At 30.9% G+C, this 17,733-nt stretch carries 17 protein-coding genes and 1 pseudogene; 10 read left to right on the top strand and 8 right to left on the bottom strand.

The window, feature by feature from the left end:
- Positions 1–92: 92 nt before the first annotated feature.
- Positions 93–287: a 30S ribosomal protein S21 gene (rpsU, locus tag RHP49_09005; GenBank protein ID WNH11065.1), complete on the top strand. Its 195-nt coding sequence runs from the start codon at positions 93–95 to the stop codon at positions 285–287.
- Positions 288–345: 58 nt separating this feature from the next.
- Here the strand turns inward: rpsU and RHP49_09000 are convergent, their stop codons facing one another.
- Complete coding sequence (locus tag RHP49_09000; protein WNH11064.1) at positions 346–1,140, bottom strand: DUF2797 domain-containing protein; 795 nt, start codon at positions 1,138–1,140, stop codon at positions 346–348.
- A 42-nt stretch (positions 1,141–1,182) separates the two neighbouring features.
- Between RHP49_09000 and RHP49_08995 the strand changes: the two genes are divergently transcribed.
- A complete protein-coding gene (locus RHP49_08995) occupies positions 1,183–2,697 on the top strand; it encodes a GH3 auxin-responsive promoter family protein (GenBank protein WNH11063.1) in 1,515 nt (504 codons plus the stop codon).
- A 294-nt stretch (positions 2,698–2,991) separates the two neighbouring features.
- On the opposite strand, the gene clpX is transcribed toward RHP49_08995, so the two are convergent.
- From clpX to RHP49_08965, 6 genes are all read right to left on the bottom strand, one after another.
- A complete protein-coding gene (clpX, locus tag RHP49_08990) occupies positions 2,992–4,224 on the bottom strand; it encodes an ATP-dependent Clp protease ATP-binding subunit ClpX (GenBank protein WNH11062.1) in 1,233 nt (410 codons plus the stop codon).
- 75 nt (positions 4,225–4,299) lie between these two features.
- Entirely contained in the window at positions 4,300–4,974 is a 675-nt protein-coding gene (gene clpP / locus RHP49_08985) for an ATP-dependent Clp endopeptidase proteolytic subunit ClpP (protein WNH11061.1), read from the bottom strand.
- Positions 4,975–5,146: 172 nt separating this feature from the next.
- Positions 5,147–6,475: a trigger factor gene (gene tig, locus RHP49_08980; protein WNH11060.1), complete on the bottom strand. Its 1,329-nt coding sequence runs from the start codon at positions 6,473–6,475 to the stop codon at positions 5,147–5,149.
- 197 nt (positions 6,476–6,672) lie between these two features.
- Positions 6,673–7,020 carry a phage holin family protein gene (locus RHP49_08975; GenBank protein ID WNH11059.1) on the bottom strand — a complete coding sequence of 116 codons (348 nt, stop codon included), beginning with the start codon at positions 7,018–7,020 and terminating at the stop codon, positions 6,673–6,675.
- Between the two features lie 37 nt (positions 7,021–7,057).
- Complete coding sequence (locus RHP49_08970) at positions 7,058–7,819, bottom strand: alpha/beta fold hydrolase (protein ID WNH11058.1); 762 nt, start codon at positions 7,817–7,819, stop codon at positions 7,058–7,060.
- A 38-nt stretch (positions 7,820–7,857) separates the two neighbouring features.
- Positions 7,858–8,571, bottom strand: coding sequence for a pyridoxine 5'-phosphate synthase (locus RHP49_08965; GenBank protein WNH11057.1), 714 nt, complete (start codon positions 8,569–8,571; stop codon positions 7,858–7,860).
- A 90-nt stretch (positions 8,572–8,661) separates the two neighbouring features.
- Between RHP49_08965 and RHP49_08960 the strand changes: the two genes are divergently transcribed.
- The 8 genes and pseudogenes from RHP49_08960 (at position 8,662) to murI (ending at position 17,089) form a co-directional block, all read left to right on the top strand.
- The gene (locus RHP49_08960; GenBank protein ID WNH11056.1) at positions 8,662–9,321 is read left to right on the top strand and encodes an acetoin utilization protein acuB; all 660 of its coding nucleotides are present in this window, start codon (positions 8,662–8,664) and stop codon (positions 9,319–9,321) included.
- 3 nt (positions 9,322–9,324) lie between these two features.
- Positions 9,325–10,209, top strand: a complete 885-nt coding sequence (locus RHP49_08955) for an NAD kinase (GenBank protein WNH11055.1) — start codon at positions 9,325–9,327, stop codon at positions 10,207–10,209.
- Between the two features lie 270 nt (positions 10,210–10,479).
- On the top strand, positions 10,480–11,166 hold the full coding sequence (locus RHP49_08950; protein WNH11054.1) for a DUF6089 family protein: 687 nt from the start codon (positions 10,480–10,482) through the stop codon (positions 11,164–11,166).
- Position 11,167: 1 nt separating this feature from the next.
- Positions 11,168–11,908 (top strand): isoprenyl transferase, encoded by a 741-nt coding sequence (locus RHP49_08945; GenBank protein ID WNH11053.1) that lies wholly within the window; start codon positions 11,168–11,170, stop codon positions 11,906–11,908.
- A pseudogene (gene bamA, locus RHP49_08940) lies at positions 11,841–14,488 on the top strand (outer membrane protein assembly factor BamA). Before RHP49_08945 ends, bamA begins: the two are co-directional and overlap by 68 nt.
- Before the next feature lie 212 nt (positions 14,489–14,700).
- Positions 14,701–15,666 (top strand): OmpH family outer membrane protein, encoded by a 966-nt coding sequence (locus RHP49_08935; GenBank protein WNH14359.1) that lies wholly within the window; start codon positions 14,701–14,703, stop codon positions 15,664–15,666.
- A gap of 39 nt (positions 15,667–15,705) precedes the next feature.
- On the top strand, positions 15,706–16,212 hold the full coding sequence (locus RHP49_08930; protein ID WNH14358.1) for an OmpH family outer membrane protein: 507 nt from the start codon (positions 15,706–15,708) through the stop codon (positions 16,210–16,212).
- A gap of 97 nt (positions 16,213–16,309) precedes the next feature.
- The gene (murI, locus tag RHP49_08925) at positions 16,310–17,089 is read left to right on the top strand and encodes a glutamate racemase (GenBank protein ID WNH14357.1); all 780 of its coding nucleotides are present in this window, start codon (positions 16,310–16,312) and stop codon (positions 17,087–17,089) included.
- A 91-nt stretch (positions 17,090–17,180) separates the two neighbouring features.
- Here the strand turns inward: murI and RHP49_08920 are convergent, their stop codons facing one another.
- A complete protein-coding gene (locus RHP49_08920) occupies positions 17,181–17,699 on the bottom strand; it encodes a gamma carbonic anhydrase family protein (protein WNH14356.1) in 519 nt (172 codons plus the stop codon).
- Between the last annotated feature and the right edge of the window lie 34 nt (positions 17,700–17,733).

Raw genomic sequence — 17,733 nt, 5'->3', positions numbered from 1 at the left:
AAATAAACGGGATTATTAAATTATAAATCCTCGATTAAGAATTCATTTTAGGACAATCCTAAAATAACAAATCAATTAATTAAAAATTATATATGTTAAAAATTATTATTAAAGACGGCGAAAACATAGAACGCGCTTTAAAACGTTACAAACGTAAACACAGAAATATTAAAGTAATGCAGAACTTAAGAGAAAGTCAATTTTTCACTAAGCCATCTGTAAAAAGACGTCGTCAAATTCAAAAAGCTGAATACATTCAAAACTTAAGAGACCAAGAAGAAATTTAGTCTTTAATTCTCTACCAAATATATGTCCCGTTTATAATAACCTTTATAAATGGGATTTTTATTTTACAGTAATATCTACAACTAAACCCTCATTGGATCTCACATTAAAAACTGTATTGTCTTCAAAAATAAGATACTGCCCTTTTATTCCTACTAATTTCCCTGAATACTGCTGTTCTTTTACAATATTTAAACTCTTAGGTTTCTCTGGATACTTATAAACTGGAAACTCTAAATTTGTTTCTGTATTGCTTTCTATAAAATAATCTTTTGCTTCAACAGGAATATATTGTTTTAAACGCTCACGCCACTCAACTAAATTTTCATCTTCTATGTCATTTTTAAGCATCTTACGCCAATTCGTTTTATCTGCTACATAGTTTTTTAAAGCAAGCTCTGTTACACCTGCTAAATACCTATTGGGTACCTCAACAATTTCAATAGCTTCATGCGCACCTTGATCTATCCAACGGGTTGGCACTTGGTTTTTCCTTGTAACCCCTACTTTTACATTACTAGAATTAGCTAAATACACAATATGAGGTTGTAATTGCACTTTCTTTTCAAACTCCAAATCACGATCTTCTATACCCAAATGCGCTTTACTTAGCTCTGGTCGCATAATCCAGTCGGCTGCTTGAGGCACTTCATAAAAGCATTGTTTATCAAAACCTTGTCTATAAATTGGTATGTCTAATCCGCAATTTAAACATTGATATTTAACAAATTGAATCGTAATATCCTTATTTAATAACTGATTCATATTTAAAAAGTCATTTTCAAATACTAAATAGTATTGAATAGGTTGAGAAAACTCTGTTTCCATTTTTGTTAAAACACCTTGGTAGGTCATAAAAAAAAGTATTATTTTTAAGAACTTAAATATAAAACAAATATGCCAATACCATTAGTTAATTCTGTTGCTTCTTGGTTTTTAAAAAAACGATTTCATCAAATAGAATTGTTTTTAAAATACCCTAACGAAGTACAAAACGAATTACTCTTAAGTCTTATAGATACGGCTAAAGACACAGAAATTGGCAAAGAATATGATTTTGCTTCAATAAAAAATTATAGAGAATTTTCAGAACGTATTCCTATAAAAAACTATGATGGTTGGCAAAATGTTATTGAACGTGCTATGAAAGGCGAAAATAATCTCTTTTGGCCTACGCCTATAAAATGGTTTGCAAAATCTAGCGGCACTACGCGAGCAAAAAGTAAATTCATCCCCGTTAGTCAAGAATCGCTTGAAGATTGTCATTATGCTGCTGGTAAAGATTTATTATGCATGTATTTAAATAATAATGAAGATTCACAATTATTTACAGGAAAGAGTTTACGCTTAGGTGGTAGTAAAGAATTACTAAAAGAAAACGGCACTATATTTGGCGATTTGTCGGCTATTTTAATTGACAATATGCCTTTTTGGGCAGAATTTAGCAGCACCCCGAGCAATAAGGTGTCTTTAATGAATGATTGGGAATATAAAATGCAAGCTATTGTTGATGAAACTATTAATGAAAAGGTAACCAGTCTTGCAGGTGTACCATCCTGGATGCTTGTATTACTTAATAATGTTTTAGAAACTACTGGTAAACAAAATATACATGATGTTTGGCCCAATTTAGAAGTGTATTTTCATGGCGGTGTAAGCTTTACTCCTTATAAGGATCAATACAAAAAAATACTCCCTAAAAAAGATTTTAAATATTACGAAATATATAATGCTTCGGAAGGCTTTTTTGCTATTCAAGATAAAAACAATTCTAGCGAATTACTTTTAATGCTTGATTATGGTATTTTTTATGAATTTATTCCCATAGATATTTATGCTACCCCTGAAGAAAAAGCTATTCCGCTAAGCGAAGTCAAATTAAACCAAAATTACGCGGTTATTATTACCACCAATGCTGGTCTATGGCGTTATAAAATTGGTGATACTGTTAGATTTACCTCAACAAACCCATACAGAATAAAAGTTACAGGACGCACCAAACATCATATTAATGTTTTTGGAGAAGAACTTATTATTGAAAATGCTGAAGACGCTTTAAAAAAAGTATGTAAACGAACTAGGTCTGAAATTGTAGATTATACAGCAGCTCCTATTTTTATGGAAGGCAAAGAAAAAGGAGGACACGAATGGCTTATTGAATTTAAAACACCTCCAAAAGATATTCATTATTTTAATGAACTTTTTGATAATGCACTAAAAGCACTAAACTCCGATTATGAAGCAAAACGCTATAATAATATCACACTAAATAAGCCAAAAATAAATATTGCTCGTGAAAATTTGTTTTATGATTGGTTAAAACAAAATGACAAATTAGGTGGACAACACAAAATACCGCGTCTTTCAAATACTAGAGATTATATAGACGATTTACTTGGATTAAATTCATAATTGAACACTAATCTTCGATTAAATGCAATCATAAAAGATTTTAAACGAATATATCTTCTCATTATCTAAAACAAAAATAAAATCTTTGCAAGTGTGCTAATTAAGTATACTTTTAACAAAGTTTTAAAAAACAAATTGAAATAAAGACAGTAAATATTTAGTTCCCTCATTAAATATTTACATCAAATGATAATTTAGATTTATCCATAATGTCCTTTATTAATTAACATCCATAAAACAAAAAAACCACGCTAATAGCGTGGTTTTTTTTATAACTCATAGTCTCAACTTTAATTATGAAACGGCTTTAAGCTTCTTTAAAGTTGTTTTAGCTAGTTTATCTTCTGCATACAATTTTGTAACATTTAAACTTTTCTCATCACTACTTGGTAATTCAAACATAGCATCGGTTAAAATCTCTTCACAAAGTGAACGCAATCCTCTAGCTCCTAATTTATATTCTATAGCTTTTCCTACGATATAATCTAAAGCACCATCGGTAATTGTAAAATCAATTTCATCCATAGTAAACAGCTTTTTATACTGCTTAATAATGGCATTTTTAGGCTCTGTAAGTATGGCTCTTAATGTTTTAGCATCTAAAGGATCCATATACGTAAGCACTGGAAGTCTTCCTATAATTTCAGGAATTAATCCAAAATCTTTTAAATCTTTTGGAATAATATACTGAAGTAAATTACTTTGGTCTACGGCATCATCAGACATAGAAGCACTATACCCAACGGCTTGCATATTTAATCGTTTTGAAATATGACGTTCAATACCATCAAAGGCTCCTCCTGCAATAAATAAAATATTTTCAGTATTAACTTCTATAAACTTTTGATCTGGATGTTTACGACCACCTTTTGGCGGCACATTAACAATAGTACCTTCTAAAAGTTTAAGTAAAGCTTGTTGTACGCCTTCACCAGATACATCACGAGTAATAGATGGATTGTCACTTTTACGAGCAATCTTATCGATCTCATCTATAAACACTATACCTTTTTCGGCTTTCTCTAAATTATAATCGGCAGCTTGTAACAAACGTGTTAAAATACTCTCTACATCTTCACCAACATAACCCGCTTCTGTTAAAACAGTTGCATCAACAATTGCCAAAGGTACATTAAGCATTCTCGCTATGGTTTTAGCCATTAAAGTTTTACCCGTCCCTGTTTGTCCAACCATTACGATATTACTTTTTTGAATATCAATATCGTCATTTGTAGGCTGTTGTAATAAACGCTTATAATGATTATAAACGGCAACAGACATAACTTTTTTAGTCATGTCTTGCCCAATAATATATTCATCAAGGAATGTTTTAATTTGTTGTGGCTTGCGTAATTTTAACTCCGCAGATAAATCACTACTATCTGTTTGTTTAGATTCTTCTAAAACAATACCGTGTGCTTGCTCTATACATCTATCACATATATGAGCATCTAATCCTGCTATTAATAAATTTGTTTCGGGTTTTTTACGACCACAAAACGAACATTCTAACTCTTCTTTTGCCATTAATCTTAATTTGTTTTTGAGAGAAAACGTCACAAATCATTCTGTGACAAGTCTTTAAAATTACAAAAATTTTATTTAATTACGAGCTAAAATCTCGTCAATCATACCATATTCTTTAGCTTTATCTGCTTTCATCCAATAGTCTCTGTCACTATCATCATATACTTTTTCGTAAGTTTGACCTGAATGATTACTAATAATTTTATAAAGTTCTTCTTTTAAAATCAAGATTTCTCTAGCAGTAATTTCTATATCACTTGCTTGTCCTTGAGCACCACCTAAAGGTTGATGAATCATAACACGAGAATGCGTTAATCCACTACGTTTTCCTTTGGCTCCTGCACATAATAATACAGCCCCCATTGATGCCGCCATACCAGTACAAATAGTTGCTACATCTGGTTTTATAAACTGCATAGTATCGTAAATACCTAAACCAGCATATACACTTCCTCCTGGAGAATTAATATACATCTGAATGTCTTTATTAGCGTCAACACTTTCTAAAAACAACAACTGTGCTTGAACAATATTAGCAATATTATCATCAATTCCTGTTCCTAGAAAAAGAATACGATCCATCATTAAACGAGAAAATACATCTAATTGAGAAATATTCAATTGACGCTCTTCAATAATGTACGGAGTCATACTTTGCGGATACATACTGCTTACAATTTTATTGTAATATGTACTACTTATACCTTGATCTTTTATCGCGAATTTTTCAAATTCTTTAGCGTAATCCATAATTTTATTTATTCTTATTTAGGTTAAGATTCTAATTTTTATAATAAGTGATTTAACTACAAAGCATTTAAAAAAAATTATTCTTAATAAATAGAATTCACTTAACAAATTAGGCGCTTTAATTTATAAATTGAAGCGCCTAAATATAAGGAATTATTCTTTAAAAGGTGGTTTATTTATCGCCATAAACTTCTTTTACAAAGTTTTCATAGCTCAATTCTTTTACCTTTATATTTGCTTTCTCTTTGTATAGCGTAATTAACTTTTGACTGACTAATTGTTCTGATATACGACGCGCTTCATCTTGGTTTGATAATACACGAGCTGCGATATCATCTAATTCTTTATCTGAAGGGTTTAATTGACCAAACTGAGCCATTTGACCTTTAATCATTTCTCTTGCATGATTTTTAATATCATCCATAGTAACTTGAATGTTATTACCTTCAATTAATTTACCTTCAATTAATTGGTAACGCAAGCTTTTTTCAGATTTCTCATATTCTTCTCTAGCTTGATCAGCATCAATTTGTTTCTCGCCTGCTGTTTGCATCCATTTTGTTAAAAATTCTGCTGGAAGATCAAATTTAGTATTATCAACTAAATGCTCGGTAACATCATTTAATAATTTTTGATCGGCTTGTTGTACAAATTGTTTTTCAGCATCTTCTTTTATTTTATCTCTTAATTCGGTAACCGTTGTAACACCATCTTTACCAAAAAGTTTATCAAATAAATCTTGATCTAAATCTGCTAACTCTCTTTTATTGATTTCTGAAATTGTAAATGACACTTCAATATCTAAACCATGAACCTCATCATGACCTAATTTTAAAGCATGCATTAAATCATGATCATCTTCAAAAAGACCTTTTGTTTTTAATACAATAACATCACCAGCTTTAGCTCCAATAAATTGCTTAGCTGTTGCTTTTCCTTTAAATTTATCTAAAGTAATTGTAACTGTATTATCTATTTCTTTTTCTTCATTTGTATAAGTTCCTGTTATTTCACTGTCAACTTCAACAGTGTCTTGAGAAACTAATTTTCCGTATTGTTTTTGAATACGTTCTATTTGCTCATCAATCATTTTATCATCAGCAATAATATGATATTGTGTGATTGCTTTTTTGCTTTTTAACTCCACTTCAAATTCTGGAGCTAATCCTAATTCAAATTCAAATGAAAATTTATCGGCATCCCAATCAATTTCATCTTGTGTTTTTGGTAAAGGCTGTCCTAATACATCTAATTTTTCTTCAGTAAGGTATTTATTTAAAGCATCTTGTAATAACTTATTCACCTCATCAACTAAAACAGCTTTTCCATATTGTTTTTTCACCATTCCCATTGGTACGTGTCCTTTTCTAAACCCAGGAATATTTGCTGTTTTACGGTAATCTGTTAAGATCTTTTCTACTTTATCGCTATAATCTTCTTTAGCGATATCTACTTTTACTACAGCATTTAATGCATCTACGTTTTCTCTTGTAATATTCATTTTAATGATATAAAACCTTTACAGGCTATTTAACAAATGGTTTTGGTCTAAATTTATAGATTCTCGTTTTTGCGAGAATGACAATTTTAATGGAAATTCCGAGATAAATACTCGTAGAATTTTTTATTACCAAAATTGGGATGCAAAAATAATATATTTTTACATCCCAACAAAGTTTTTAATCGCTTGATTATAAGCTATTTTTTACCTTCTTTTAAAAGTGAATGTAGGATAGATTGCAGAATAGAAAGTAATATACTAAATAACACAGCAATCCAAATACTACTAACTGAAAATCCATCAATTAAATTATCGGCTAATAAGATAATTAATGCGTTAATTATTAGTAAAAACAAACCTAAAGTTAGTATGGTTATTGGTAATGTTAAGATTACTAATATTGGTTTTACCAATAGATTTAAAACAGATAAAACAATTGCTACAATAATAGCAGTTGTATAAGTATCTACATTAACACCATTTAAAAAATGAGCAATTACAAATACGGCTATAGCGTTTAATAAAAGTTTAATTATTAGTTTCATGATTGAATATTTTTATTAAATGTACAAAAAAATATCACTAAACAAACTGCTCCACAGCCTCAAAAAACTCCTTAGGGTTTTCAGCATGCAACCAATGTCCTGCATTTGAAATTGTTTTTATTTTTGCTTTTGGAAAGTGATTAGCAATAATAGCTTCGTCTCCTACACCAATATATTCCGATCTATCGCCTCTTAAAAACAACGTATCCTTATTAAAAGTTGCATAACTTGGTAAGGGTTCGCCAACTTCTGCAACATCATTTTTTAACACATCAATATTGATACGCAATGCAAGTTTACCTTTTTCTACCCAATATAGATTTTTAAGTAAAAATTGCCGCGTTCCTAAATCATGAACATAATTACTTAACTGTTTATCTGCTTGTCCTCTACTTTTAATATCATTAAAATCTAAAGCACTTAAACCTTCTAGTATGGCATCGTGATGTACAGGGTAAAATCGTGGTGAAATATCGGCTACTATTAATTTTGAAACGAGTTCTGGATATTGGGTAGCGAATAACATGGCTGTTTTTCCTCCCATAGAGTGTCCTAAAAGCACTATGTTATTTAGTTTATGCGCATCGCAATAGTTTTTTAAATCTTCTACTAAAACTTCATAATTAAACTCATCGTCATGAAAACTATGTCCATGATTTCGTTGATCGACTAAATGCACCTGAAAACCCTGCTCACTAAACTGTGTGCCTAGTGTTTTCCAGTTATCACTCATTCCTAAAAAACCATGAAGTATAACAAATGGTTTTCCTTCTCCTAAAATATTTGAATGTAATAGCATAATGATTTTTGATTAACGAATAACAGTTTTTGAAGTTTCTATTTTAATTTACGTAAATACATTTGAATAACATTCTCAACACCTAAATACAGACTTTCTGAAATAAGTGCATGTCCAATGGAAACCTCTAATAAATTTGGAATATGTTCTTTAAAAAACTTAATATTATCAAGCGATAAATCGTGTCCTGCATTAACTCCTAACCCTAATTCTTCTGCTAAAACGGCACTTTCAGTATATGGTTTTATAGCGTCTTTATTTCCTAAACTATATTGATGAGCAAAGGATTCTGTATATAATTCAATACGATCGGTTCCTGTTGCTTTTGCGCCTTCTATTTGTTCTAAAACGGGGTCAACAAAAATAGACGTTCTAATACCGTTTTGCTGAAATTCTTTAATAACATCTATTAAAAAATCTTTATGCTTAATGGTATCCCATCCCGCATTACTTGTAATAGCATTAACGGCATCTGGCACTAAAGTAACCTGAGTTGGTTTCACCTCAAGTACTAAATTTAAAAAGGATTCTACGGGGTTACCTTCAATATTATATTCAGTATAAACCTCTGGTTTTAAATCGCGCGCATCTTGATAACGAATATGGCGCTCATCTGGTCTAGGGTGAATCGTTACTCCCTCAGCACCAAAACGTTGAACATCTTTTGCAAACTGAACCACATTAGGTAAATCGCCTCCTCTTGAATTCCTTAAAGTAGCTATCTTGTTAATATTTACGCTTAATTTTGTCATGTATCACTGTTTTAAATGACAAAAATACAAAGTAGAACAGCCTTATGTACTTTTTTTTTGATTAATTTGCATAGGTATTAAAGCGAAACGATGAAACTTTCAGAATACATTATTAACGATATAAAACCTTTAAATAGTAATAGCAAAATTAAAGATTTGCAATTATTATTTAATCAGTTAACTTATTCTCATATCCCAGTTCAAAATGATGAAGGGGTGTTTTTAGGTTCTTTTTTTGAAACAGACGCGCATTGTTTTGACAGTGAAAAACCTTTGAGTGAATACATTTATTCTCTTGAAGACTTTTTTGTTCGCGACAACACTTTATGGCTAGATGTTTTAGAAGCTTTTGCTGTAAATTCGACTAACATTATGCCTGTCTTAAATATCAATAATGAATATTTAGGATATTACGAACTTAATGATGTTATTAGTTTGTTTAGCGAATCGCCTTTCTTCTCTGAAGCTGGAGGTATTTTAGTTGTTGAAAAAGGCATTAATGACTATTCGTTTAGTGAAGTTAGCCAAATTATAGAGTCTAATGACGGAAAAATTCTTGGTGCTTTTATCTCTAAAATGACTAGTGATTTAGTTCAAATCACTTTAAAAATTGGCAACACAGGTCTTAATGATATTATTCAAACATTTAGAAGATATAGTTATAACATTGTATCTGGACACGAAGAAGATGGGTATATTGAAAGCTTGAAAGAACGATCGGATTATTTAAACAAATATTTAAACATGTAAATAATGAAGGTTGCTGTTTTTGGACGATTTTACAATAAAACTACCACAACTTCGGTAGAAACACTTTTTAATTATCTTTTAAAGAAAGATTTTGATGCTTACATAGAAACCGAATTTTCTAACCTTATTAAATGTGAATCAAAAAACAAAAAAGACTATTCATCATTTAAAACTTTTGATACTTTAGACCAGACTTTTGATTTACTAGTGAGTGTTGGTGGCGATGGCACCATTTTAAGAGCCATTACTTTTGTTAAAGATTTAGGCATTCCTATTATAGGTATTAATACTGGACGATTAGGTTTTTTAGCCACTATACAAGTCAATCAAATTGAAAAAGCCATTCAAGATATTATTGATGGTAACTACAAAATTTCAGAGCGTAGTTTACTTTCTATTGAAACATCTCCAGAAAATGAAGATATCAAATCTTTAAATTTTGCTTTAAACGAAATAGCTGTTAGTAGAAAAAACACCACATCAATGATTACTGTTGAAACCTATTTAGACGGCGAATATCTAACATCATATTGGAGTGATGGTTTAATTGTTTCAACTCCAACAGGGTCTACAGGTTACTCTTTAAGTTGTGGCGGACCCGTAATTACACCTAGCACTAATAGTTTTGCTTTAACTCCTATTGCTCCTCATAATTTAAGTGCACGTCCATTAATTTTACCCGATTCTACAGAGATCCAATTAAAAGTTGATGGTCGCGAAGAACAGCATTTAGTTTCATTAGACTCTAGAATTGCAACTTTAGATAATGGCACCATTATCAAAATTAAAAAAGCTGATTTTAAAATTAAAATGATTGACCTTTTAGATGAAAGCTTTTTAGTAACACTCCGTAAAAAACTACTTTGGGGCGAAGACAACCGTAATTAAACCCTAATTAAGCATAAAAAATCGTCATGAAGATTAAATCTATAATTAAATATGACTTTTTATAAATATTAGCAAAGCATCGCTACGGCTAAACTTAAAAAAGTAGTGAAACATTATATTTTGCAATAGTTATAAGACATAATAGATTTTTTTACACATAATTTAGGTTAAACAATAATTTAACAGAAATACTGTTTTAAACTCATACAAATTAGCTCAAATTATAATAGGCTAATCTTATTTATTATATTTGCAAACTTTTGAATATTTATGAGGCATTTAACCGTATTGATTTTAAGTATTTTAAGCATCCAATTAAGCCATTCTCAAATTAATGAAATAGGAATATTTGTTGGTGGAAGTAATTTTATTGGTGATGTTGGAGCAACCGATTATATTTCACCAAACCAATTGGCGGTTGGAGGCCTTTATAAATGGAATAGAAGCCGAAGACATTCCTATCGAGTTTCCCTAATTTTCACTGATTTAGAAGGTGTTGATGTCAATTCAGATGACCCAAGACGTATTCAAAGAGGCTATGAGTTTTCAAGTAAAATAATTGAAGGCTCAGCAGGAATGGAATTTACTTTTATTGATTTTAATTTGCATTCCGGAAAAAAAATAGCAACACCTTATCTATATTCAGGTATAAGTGTTGCACACCATGATAACTACTATTTTTTAAATGGTTTACAAACTTCAGAAAACAATACAAGTTGGGCTTTTGGTATCCCCATGGCATTAGGATTTAAAACGAACTTCATGGGTAATCTTATTTTAGGAATTGAAGTAGGAGCCCGCTATACATTTACTGATGAATTAGACGGTAGTCTTCCAGACACCCAATCGCATCTACCATATAGATTTGGAAATATAAACAATAACGACTGGTATGTTTTTTCTGGTATTACATTAACCTATACCTTTGGAGAAAACCCATGTTATTGCATAAACTAAAATGGATTTAAAAGAGAACATAATAAGCACAAAATTACCAGAACACATCGCTATTATCATGGATGGTAATGGACGTTGGGCTAAACAAAAAGGTATGTTACGGGCTTTTGGTCATGAAAATGGCACAAAATCGGTCAGACAAACCGTTGAAGCTTGTGCCGAACTTGGTGTTAAAAACTTAACGCTTTATGCGTTTTCTACAGAAAACTGGAACAGGCCCAAACTAGAAGTACAAACACTTATGAAACTGTTAGTGACTTCGTTAAAAAAAGAGATTAAAACACTACAAGACAATAACATAAAACTAGAGGCCATTGGTAATTTAAACACATTACCGAAAAAGGTTTTTAAAGAGCTACATGAAGTTATTAAGCACACAAAAGACAATAACAAAATGACTCTAACACTAGCGTTAAGCTACGGTTCGCGTGAGGAAATCATAAATACTGTTAAAGAGATTAGTATTAAAGTTAAAAATAATATAATTTCGCCCGATAAAATTGATGAATCAATTATAAATGAGCATCTTTACACGCAAAATTTACCAGATGTAGATTTACTCATAAGAACAAGTGGCGAACAACGTATAAGTAATTTTTTGCTTTGGCAAATTGCCTATGCTGAATTGTATTTTACAAGTGTATTGTGGCCAGATTTTACAAAGCAGCATTTGTATGAAGCTATTATTGAATATCAAAAAAGAGAACGACGATTTGGGAAAACAAGTGAACAACTTAACTAGCATTTTACCTTTAACATATTTAAAGTATTTTTTAATAGCACTCTTTTTTGCTTGTAGTGTTAATATTCATTCACAAGAATTACCTTATAGTAATGGTAAAAAATATACCCTTGGAGGCATATCTGTATTAGGCAATACTAGCTTTAACGAACAAACTATAGTTACCTATTCAGGATTAACAAAAGGAAAAGAAATAACCATTCCAGGAGAAGAAATAAGTACAGCCATAAAAAAACTTTGGAATTCAAAACTATTTAGCGACATTGAGCTTTACATTACTAAAATTGAAGGTAATGTTGCCTATTTAGAAATACGCCTTTCAGATTTACCTCAACTAAATGAATTAAAAATTAATGGTGTAAAAAAAGTAAAAAAGAAGGTATTATTAGTGACAATAAATTAAAAAAGGGAACTAAAGTTACCGAAAACCTGATTACAACTACCAAAAATTTTCTTGAGAAAAAATACAAAAAAGAAGGGTTTTTAAATTCTAAAGTACATATTAACACCATAGACGTAAAAGACTCTATACCAACGGCTAGAGTTAACATGGTTCTTAATATTGATAAAGGCGAAAAAGTTAAAATAAAAGATATCGTATTTAGTGGAAATGATGTTTTAAGTGCTAAAAAGCTTAGAAAAAGCATGAAGACCACAAAAAAAATTAATCGTTTACGATTATTAAAACGCTCTAAGTTTATTGATTCGGCTTATCAAGCAGATTTAGGTCACATAATAGATACCTATAAAGAAAATGGCTATAGAGATGCTCGTATTTTATCAGATAGTATTATTATAAATGATGATAAAACCATTTCGCTTAACATTAATGTAATTGAAGGAAACCTATATAAATTTGGTAATATTACATTTATTGGCAACACAGTCTATAGTAACGAATATTTAAGTAGACTTTTAAGAATAAATAAAGGCGATACTTATAATGGTGTTTTATTACAAAAACGAATTGCAGACGGTAGTAAACCAGATGCTTTTGATATAACAAATGAATATCAAAATCATGGTTACTTATTTTCTAGCATTAATGCTGTTGAAGTTAGTGCAGATGATAATGTAATAGATTTAGAAATAAGAATTTCTGAAGGAAAACCTGCTTATTTTAATAACGTATCTATTGTAGGTAACGATAAAACGAATGATCACGTTATTTACAGAGAAATACGCACTAGACCAGGACAATTATACAGTAAAGCCAATGTAGTACGTACCGTTAGAGAATTAGGGCAATTAGGATTTTTTGATGCTCAAGAAATATCGCCAAACTTTAACAACCCAAACCCTAACGAAGGAACTATTGATATGGAGTATTCTGTAAAAGAAACAGGATCTAGCCAAATCGAATTACAAGGTGGCTATGGTGGTGGTGGCTTTATAGGTACACTTGGTTTATCATTTAATAACTTTTCTATAAAAGATATCTTTAAAAAAGACGCCTACAAGCCAATACCAATGGGTGACGGACAAAAACTAGCGTTGCGTTTACAAGCCAGTCGTTTTTATCAAACTTATAGTTTTTCTTTTTCAGAACCTTGGCTAGGAGGAAAACGCCCTGTACAATTTTCAACATCTTTATCTCATACCAAACAGTTTTTATATGATTATAGAACTGGTAATGCAGATAAAAGCAAAAGCTTTAATATTACCGGAATTACTTTTGGTTTAGCAAAACGTTTATCGGTTCCAGATGATTTCTTTACATTATCTCAAGCCGTAAGTTTTCAACGTTACGATTTAAAAAATTACAATACTGGATTATTTACGTTCGGAAATGGATATTCTAATAATTTATCATACACAGTAGGGTTAAGCAGAAACAACACCAGTGTAGATCCTATTTTCCCAACTGGTGGATCTAGTTTTTCTGCAACAGCAAAATTTTCAGCTCCTTATTCTTTAATAAATGGAATTGATTACAAAGCAATTGCTGAAGACCGTGAGGCTCAACAATCTATTATTAATGATGCAACAACAACTGATGTACAAAAAACTAATGCATCTACTAAAATAGCCGAGATAGACCAAGAACGTTATAAATGGTTAGAATTTTATAAAGTTAAATTTAAAGGCGAATGGTATACACAATTAGCAAAAAATTTAGTGTTGAGACCAAGTGTAGAGTTTGGATTCTTAGGCGCTTATAATAATGATAGAGGTGTTATTCCTTTTGAACGTTTCTTTGTTGGTGGTGATGGTTTAGGTAGTTACAGTTTAGATGGTAGAGAAGCCATTGCATTAAGAGGCTACCCTAATCAATCTTTATCTAACCAAGATGGAGGAACTATTTATAATAAATTCTCATTAGAGCTTCGTTATCCAATAACTTTAGCTGCATCTGCAAAAATTTACGCCTTAGGGTTTTTAGAAGGCGGTGCTTCATTTAATAATTTTAGAGATTATAACCCTTTCGATATTAAGAGATCTGCTGGATTAGGTATTCGTATTTTCATGCCTGCTTTCGGATTATTAGGTATCGATTTTGGTCATGGATTCGATTCATTACCAGGAGAAACAGGTATGCATGGTTGGGAAACTCATTTCATTATTGGACAACAATTTTAATTTTGGCACGATATTTTCTAATAACACTATGATGATTTAAATGAGAATTGAAATTTTTAAGATTAAAATTCGTTAATTTTGAAAACACAATTCAAAAAAGTGACAGACTTAAAAAAATCATCTGTCTTTTTTTTAGAATTTATGAGTTGATAAATTATAAAAATATTAAACAGATGCGAAATTACGTTCTTTTTTTACTAACAATAGTTTTTATGTTATGCCTTTCAACACATGCACAACGTGGGGTAAGAATAGCTTATATAGATACAGAATATATCTTAGAGAATGTTCCAGAATATCAAGAAGCAACAACACAATTAAATGCTAAAGCTGATAAATGGAAAAATGAAGTTCAAGCTAAACTAAGTACTATCGAGCAAAGACGAAAAGATTTAAGCAATGAAAAAGCACTTTTAACAAATGAACTTATAAACGAACGTGAAGAAGATATCTCTTTTGAAGAAAAAGAAATTTTAGATTATCAACAAAAGCGTTTTGGTCCTAATGGTGATTTGTTTATTCAGAAAAAGCAATTAATGCAGCCCATACAAGATCAAATTTTTGCAGCGGTACAAGATTTAGCAGCAAGCAGAAAATATGATTTTATTTTTGATAAATCATCTGACGCTGTTATGTTATATTCGGCAAGGCAATATGATTTAAGCGATCAGATAATAAGAAGTATTACAAGGTCTGCAAAACGAACACAGGCAGCCTCAAAAGCTGAAAGAAAAGCAGCTAAAGAAGAAGAATTAGTTCCAGAAATTAATTATGAGCAAGAAGCACGTGAAAAAGCATTAGAAGAAAGAAAACAAACACGTGAAAGTGCTATTGAAAAAGCTAGACAAGAAAAATTAGCCGCTAGAGAAGCAAAGGTAAAAGAAGCTGAAGCTAGACGCCAAAAAATATTAGACGACAGAGAAAAAGTAAAGCAAGAAAAATTAGCTGAAAGAAACACAATAACAGAAACAGCTAAAGGAGAAGAAGAAGCCGCAAAATCTGAAACAACAAAAAAAGGTGAAGAAGAAGGCGAAGTTGAAACCAAAACAAGAGCACAACTCATTGAAGAAAACAGACAAAAAAAATTAGCTGAAAGAGAAGCTCGTAAAAAAGAATTGGAAGAAAGAAAAAGAAAAATTTTAGAAGATCGCCAAAAGGCAAAAGACAGTATAAACTAAAAACAATTAATAATTTATAACACATTAATACTATTTAAAATGAAACAATTAAAAACTCTATTATTAGCAACTGCATTATGTATTGGAACTATCAGTTTCACACAAGCTCAAACTAAAGTTGCCCATATAAACACACAAGAATTAATTGCTGCGATGCCAGGGTTTAAAGCAGCTCAAACAGAATTAGAAGCATTAGGCAAAACGTACCAAACAGATTTTCAAGCTATGGCTACAGAATATCAAAATACGGTAAAACAATTTGAAGCTGAAGCTGCAACAAAAACTCAAGAAGAAAACGCAATAAGAGGTCAAGAACTTCAAGAGAAACAACAACGTATTCAACAATTTCAAGCAGATGCTCAAAAAGATTTACAGAAGAAAGAAATTGATTTAATGCAACCTGTTTCAGAAAAAGCAAAAGCTGCTATTTTAAAAGTATCTAGAGCTCAAGGATATGACTATGTTTTAGATTCTTCACAAGGTGTTACTATTTTAGCTGATGGTAAAAACTTACTTGACGACGTTAAAAAAGAATTAGGTATCTAATTGATTAAAGAATACTCCAATATATAAAATCGGAGAACCTAAAATAAATATATTAAAAGCTGCTTTTTACAAGGCAGCTTTTTTATTTTTGTAATATATGGATACAAACCCTATTGGTATTTTTGATTCGGGTGTTGGTGGCACCTCAATTTGGAAAGAAATTCATAATCTTTTACCAAACGAGCATACCATATATTTAGCCGATAGTGCCAATGCACCTTATGGCTTAAAAGGGAAAGATGCTATTATTAACTTAAGCATCAAAAACACAGAATACTTAATTAATAAAGGTTGCAAACTAATTGTTGTGGCTTGTAACACGGCAACTACAAATGCTATTGACTTTCTTAGAAAAACATACCACGTACCGTTTATAGGTATTGAACCTGCCATAAAACCCGCTGCACTTAACACAAAAACAAACGCTATTGGTATTTTAGCAACTAAAGGAACATTAAGTAGTGCGCTATTTTCTAAAACTTCTGGACTATTTGCTAGTAATGTTAACGTTATAGAGCAACAAGGCGTAGGTATTGTTGAGCTTATTGAAAATGGTAAATTATTTTCTGAAGAGATGCAAACACTTTTAGATATCTATTTAAAACCAATGATAGATGCCAATATTGATTATTTGGTTTTAGGCTGTACTCATTACCCTTACTTAATGCCATTACTTATAGATATACTTCCTAATCATGTTAAAATTATAGATTCTGGTGAAGCCGTAGCACGACAAACAAAAGCTGTATTAGAAAAACACAATCTTCTAAATACCGAATTTTTAAAAACTAAAAATAAATTTTACACAAATTCAAATCCTGATGTTTTGGCATCACTATTAAATTCTAAATTTGCAGTACAATATCTAAATTTTTAATTGAAGTTATAAACTGCGTTAGCGATTGAAGCATTTGTTGGAGCTCCTTGAAAAGAGCGACTGCTTAAAGCGCGACCCAAAGGGTAACGCCCTACTCTTCCTTAAACCAGCTAGAATATTTTATATAATTATTAGCAATTCTATCTATTTGCCCTGAAATTAATTCTTGACTAATATCTTTTATTTTTTTTGCTGGAACACCTGCATAAATGCTTCCTGACTCTACATGTGTATTTTGAGTTAATACGGCTCCTGCAGCAATAATACTATTGCTTTCTATAATGCAATCGTCCATAATAATACTTCCCATACCTACTAAAACATTATCATGAATGGTACAACCGTGTACTAAAGCATTATGCCCTATAGATACATTATTACCAATGGTTGTTGGAGCTGTTTTGTATGTAGCATGTATAACGGCACCATCTTGCACATTGACTTTATTACCCATTTTTATAAAATTTACATCGCCTCGTATTACGGCGCTAAACCAAACACTACATTCATTTCCCATAACAACATCGCCTACTATAGTCGCATTTTCGGCTATGAAACAATCATTTGGTATTTGAGGTAATTTTCCTTTTACTGATTTTATTACTGGCATATTAAATTCCTTTGAAAAAAGGAATCATATATTT

The organism is Flavobacteriaceae bacterium HL-DH10 (assembly GCA_031826515.1).
GTDB lineage: Bacteria > Bacteroidota > Bacteroidia > Flavobacteriales > Flavobacteriaceae > Thalassobellus > Thalassobellus suaedae.
Note: the sequence above shows the minus strand (reverse complement) of the source record. Positions and strands in the feature narration are given on the sequence as shown.

Bases quoted from the DNA above. Each gene is read 5' to 3' on its own strand.
- rpsU (WNH11065.1), top strand. From the start codon at position 93: ATGTTAAAAATTATTATTAAAGACGGCGAAAACATAGAACGCGCTTTA.
- RHP49_09000 (WNH11064.1), bottom strand. From the start codon at position 1,140: ATGACCTACCAAGGTGTTTTAACAAAAATGGAAACAGAGTTTTCTCAA.
- RHP49_08995 (WNH11063.1), top strand. From the start codon at position 1,183: ATGCCAATACCATTAGTTAATTCTGTTGCTTCTTGGTTTTTAAAAAAA.
- clpX (WNH11062.1), bottom strand. From the start codon at position 4,224: ATGGCAAAAGAAGAGTTAGAATGTTCGTTTTGTGGTCGTAAAAAACCC.
- clpP (WNH11061.1), bottom strand. From the start codon at position 4,974: ATGGATTACGCTAAAGAATTTGAAAAATTCGCGATAAAAGATCAAGGT.
- tig (WNH11060.1), bottom strand. From the start codon at position 6,475: ATGAATATTACAAGAGAAAACGTAGATGCATTAAATGCTGTAGTAAAA.
- RHP49_08975 (WNH11059.1), bottom strand. From the start codon at position 7,020: ATGAAACTAATAATTAAACTTTTATTAAACGCTATAGCCGTATTTGTA.
- RHP49_08970 (WNH11058.1), bottom strand. From the start codon at position 7,819: ATGCTATTACATTCAAATATTTTAGGAGAAGGAAAACCATTTGTTATA.
- RHP49_08965 (WNH11057.1), bottom strand. From the start codon at position 8,571: ATGACAAAATTAAGCGTAAATATTAACAAGATAGCTACTTTAAGGAAT.
- RHP49_08960 (WNH11056.1), top strand. From the start codon at position 8,662: ATGAAACTTTCAGAATACATTATTAACGATATAAAACCTTTAAATAGT.
- RHP49_08955 (WNH11055.1), top strand. From the start codon at position 9,325: ATGAAGGTTGCTGTTTTTGGACGATTTTACAATAAAACTACCACAACT.
- RHP49_08950 (WNH11054.1), top strand. From the start codon at position 10,480: ATGAGGCATTTAACCGTATTGATTTTAAGTATTTTAAGCATCCAATTA.
- RHP49_08945 (WNH11053.1), top strand. From the start codon at position 11,168: ATGGATTTAAAAGAGAACATAATAAGCACAAAATTACCAGAACACATC.
- RHP49_08935 (WNH14359.1), top strand. From the start codon at position 14,701: ATGTTATGCCTTTCAACACATGCACAACGTGGGGTAAGAATAGCTTAT.
- RHP49_08930 (WNH14358.1), top strand. From the start codon at position 15,706: ATGAAACAATTAAAAACTCTATTATTAGCAACTGCATTATGTATTGGA.
- murI (WNH14357.1), top strand. From the start codon at position 16,310: ATGGATACAAACCCTATTGGTATTTTTGATTCGGGTGTTGGTGGCACC.
- RHP49_08920 (WNH14356.1), bottom strand. From the start codon at position 17,699: ATGCCAGTAATAAAATCAGTAAAAGGAAAATTACCTCAAATACCAAAT.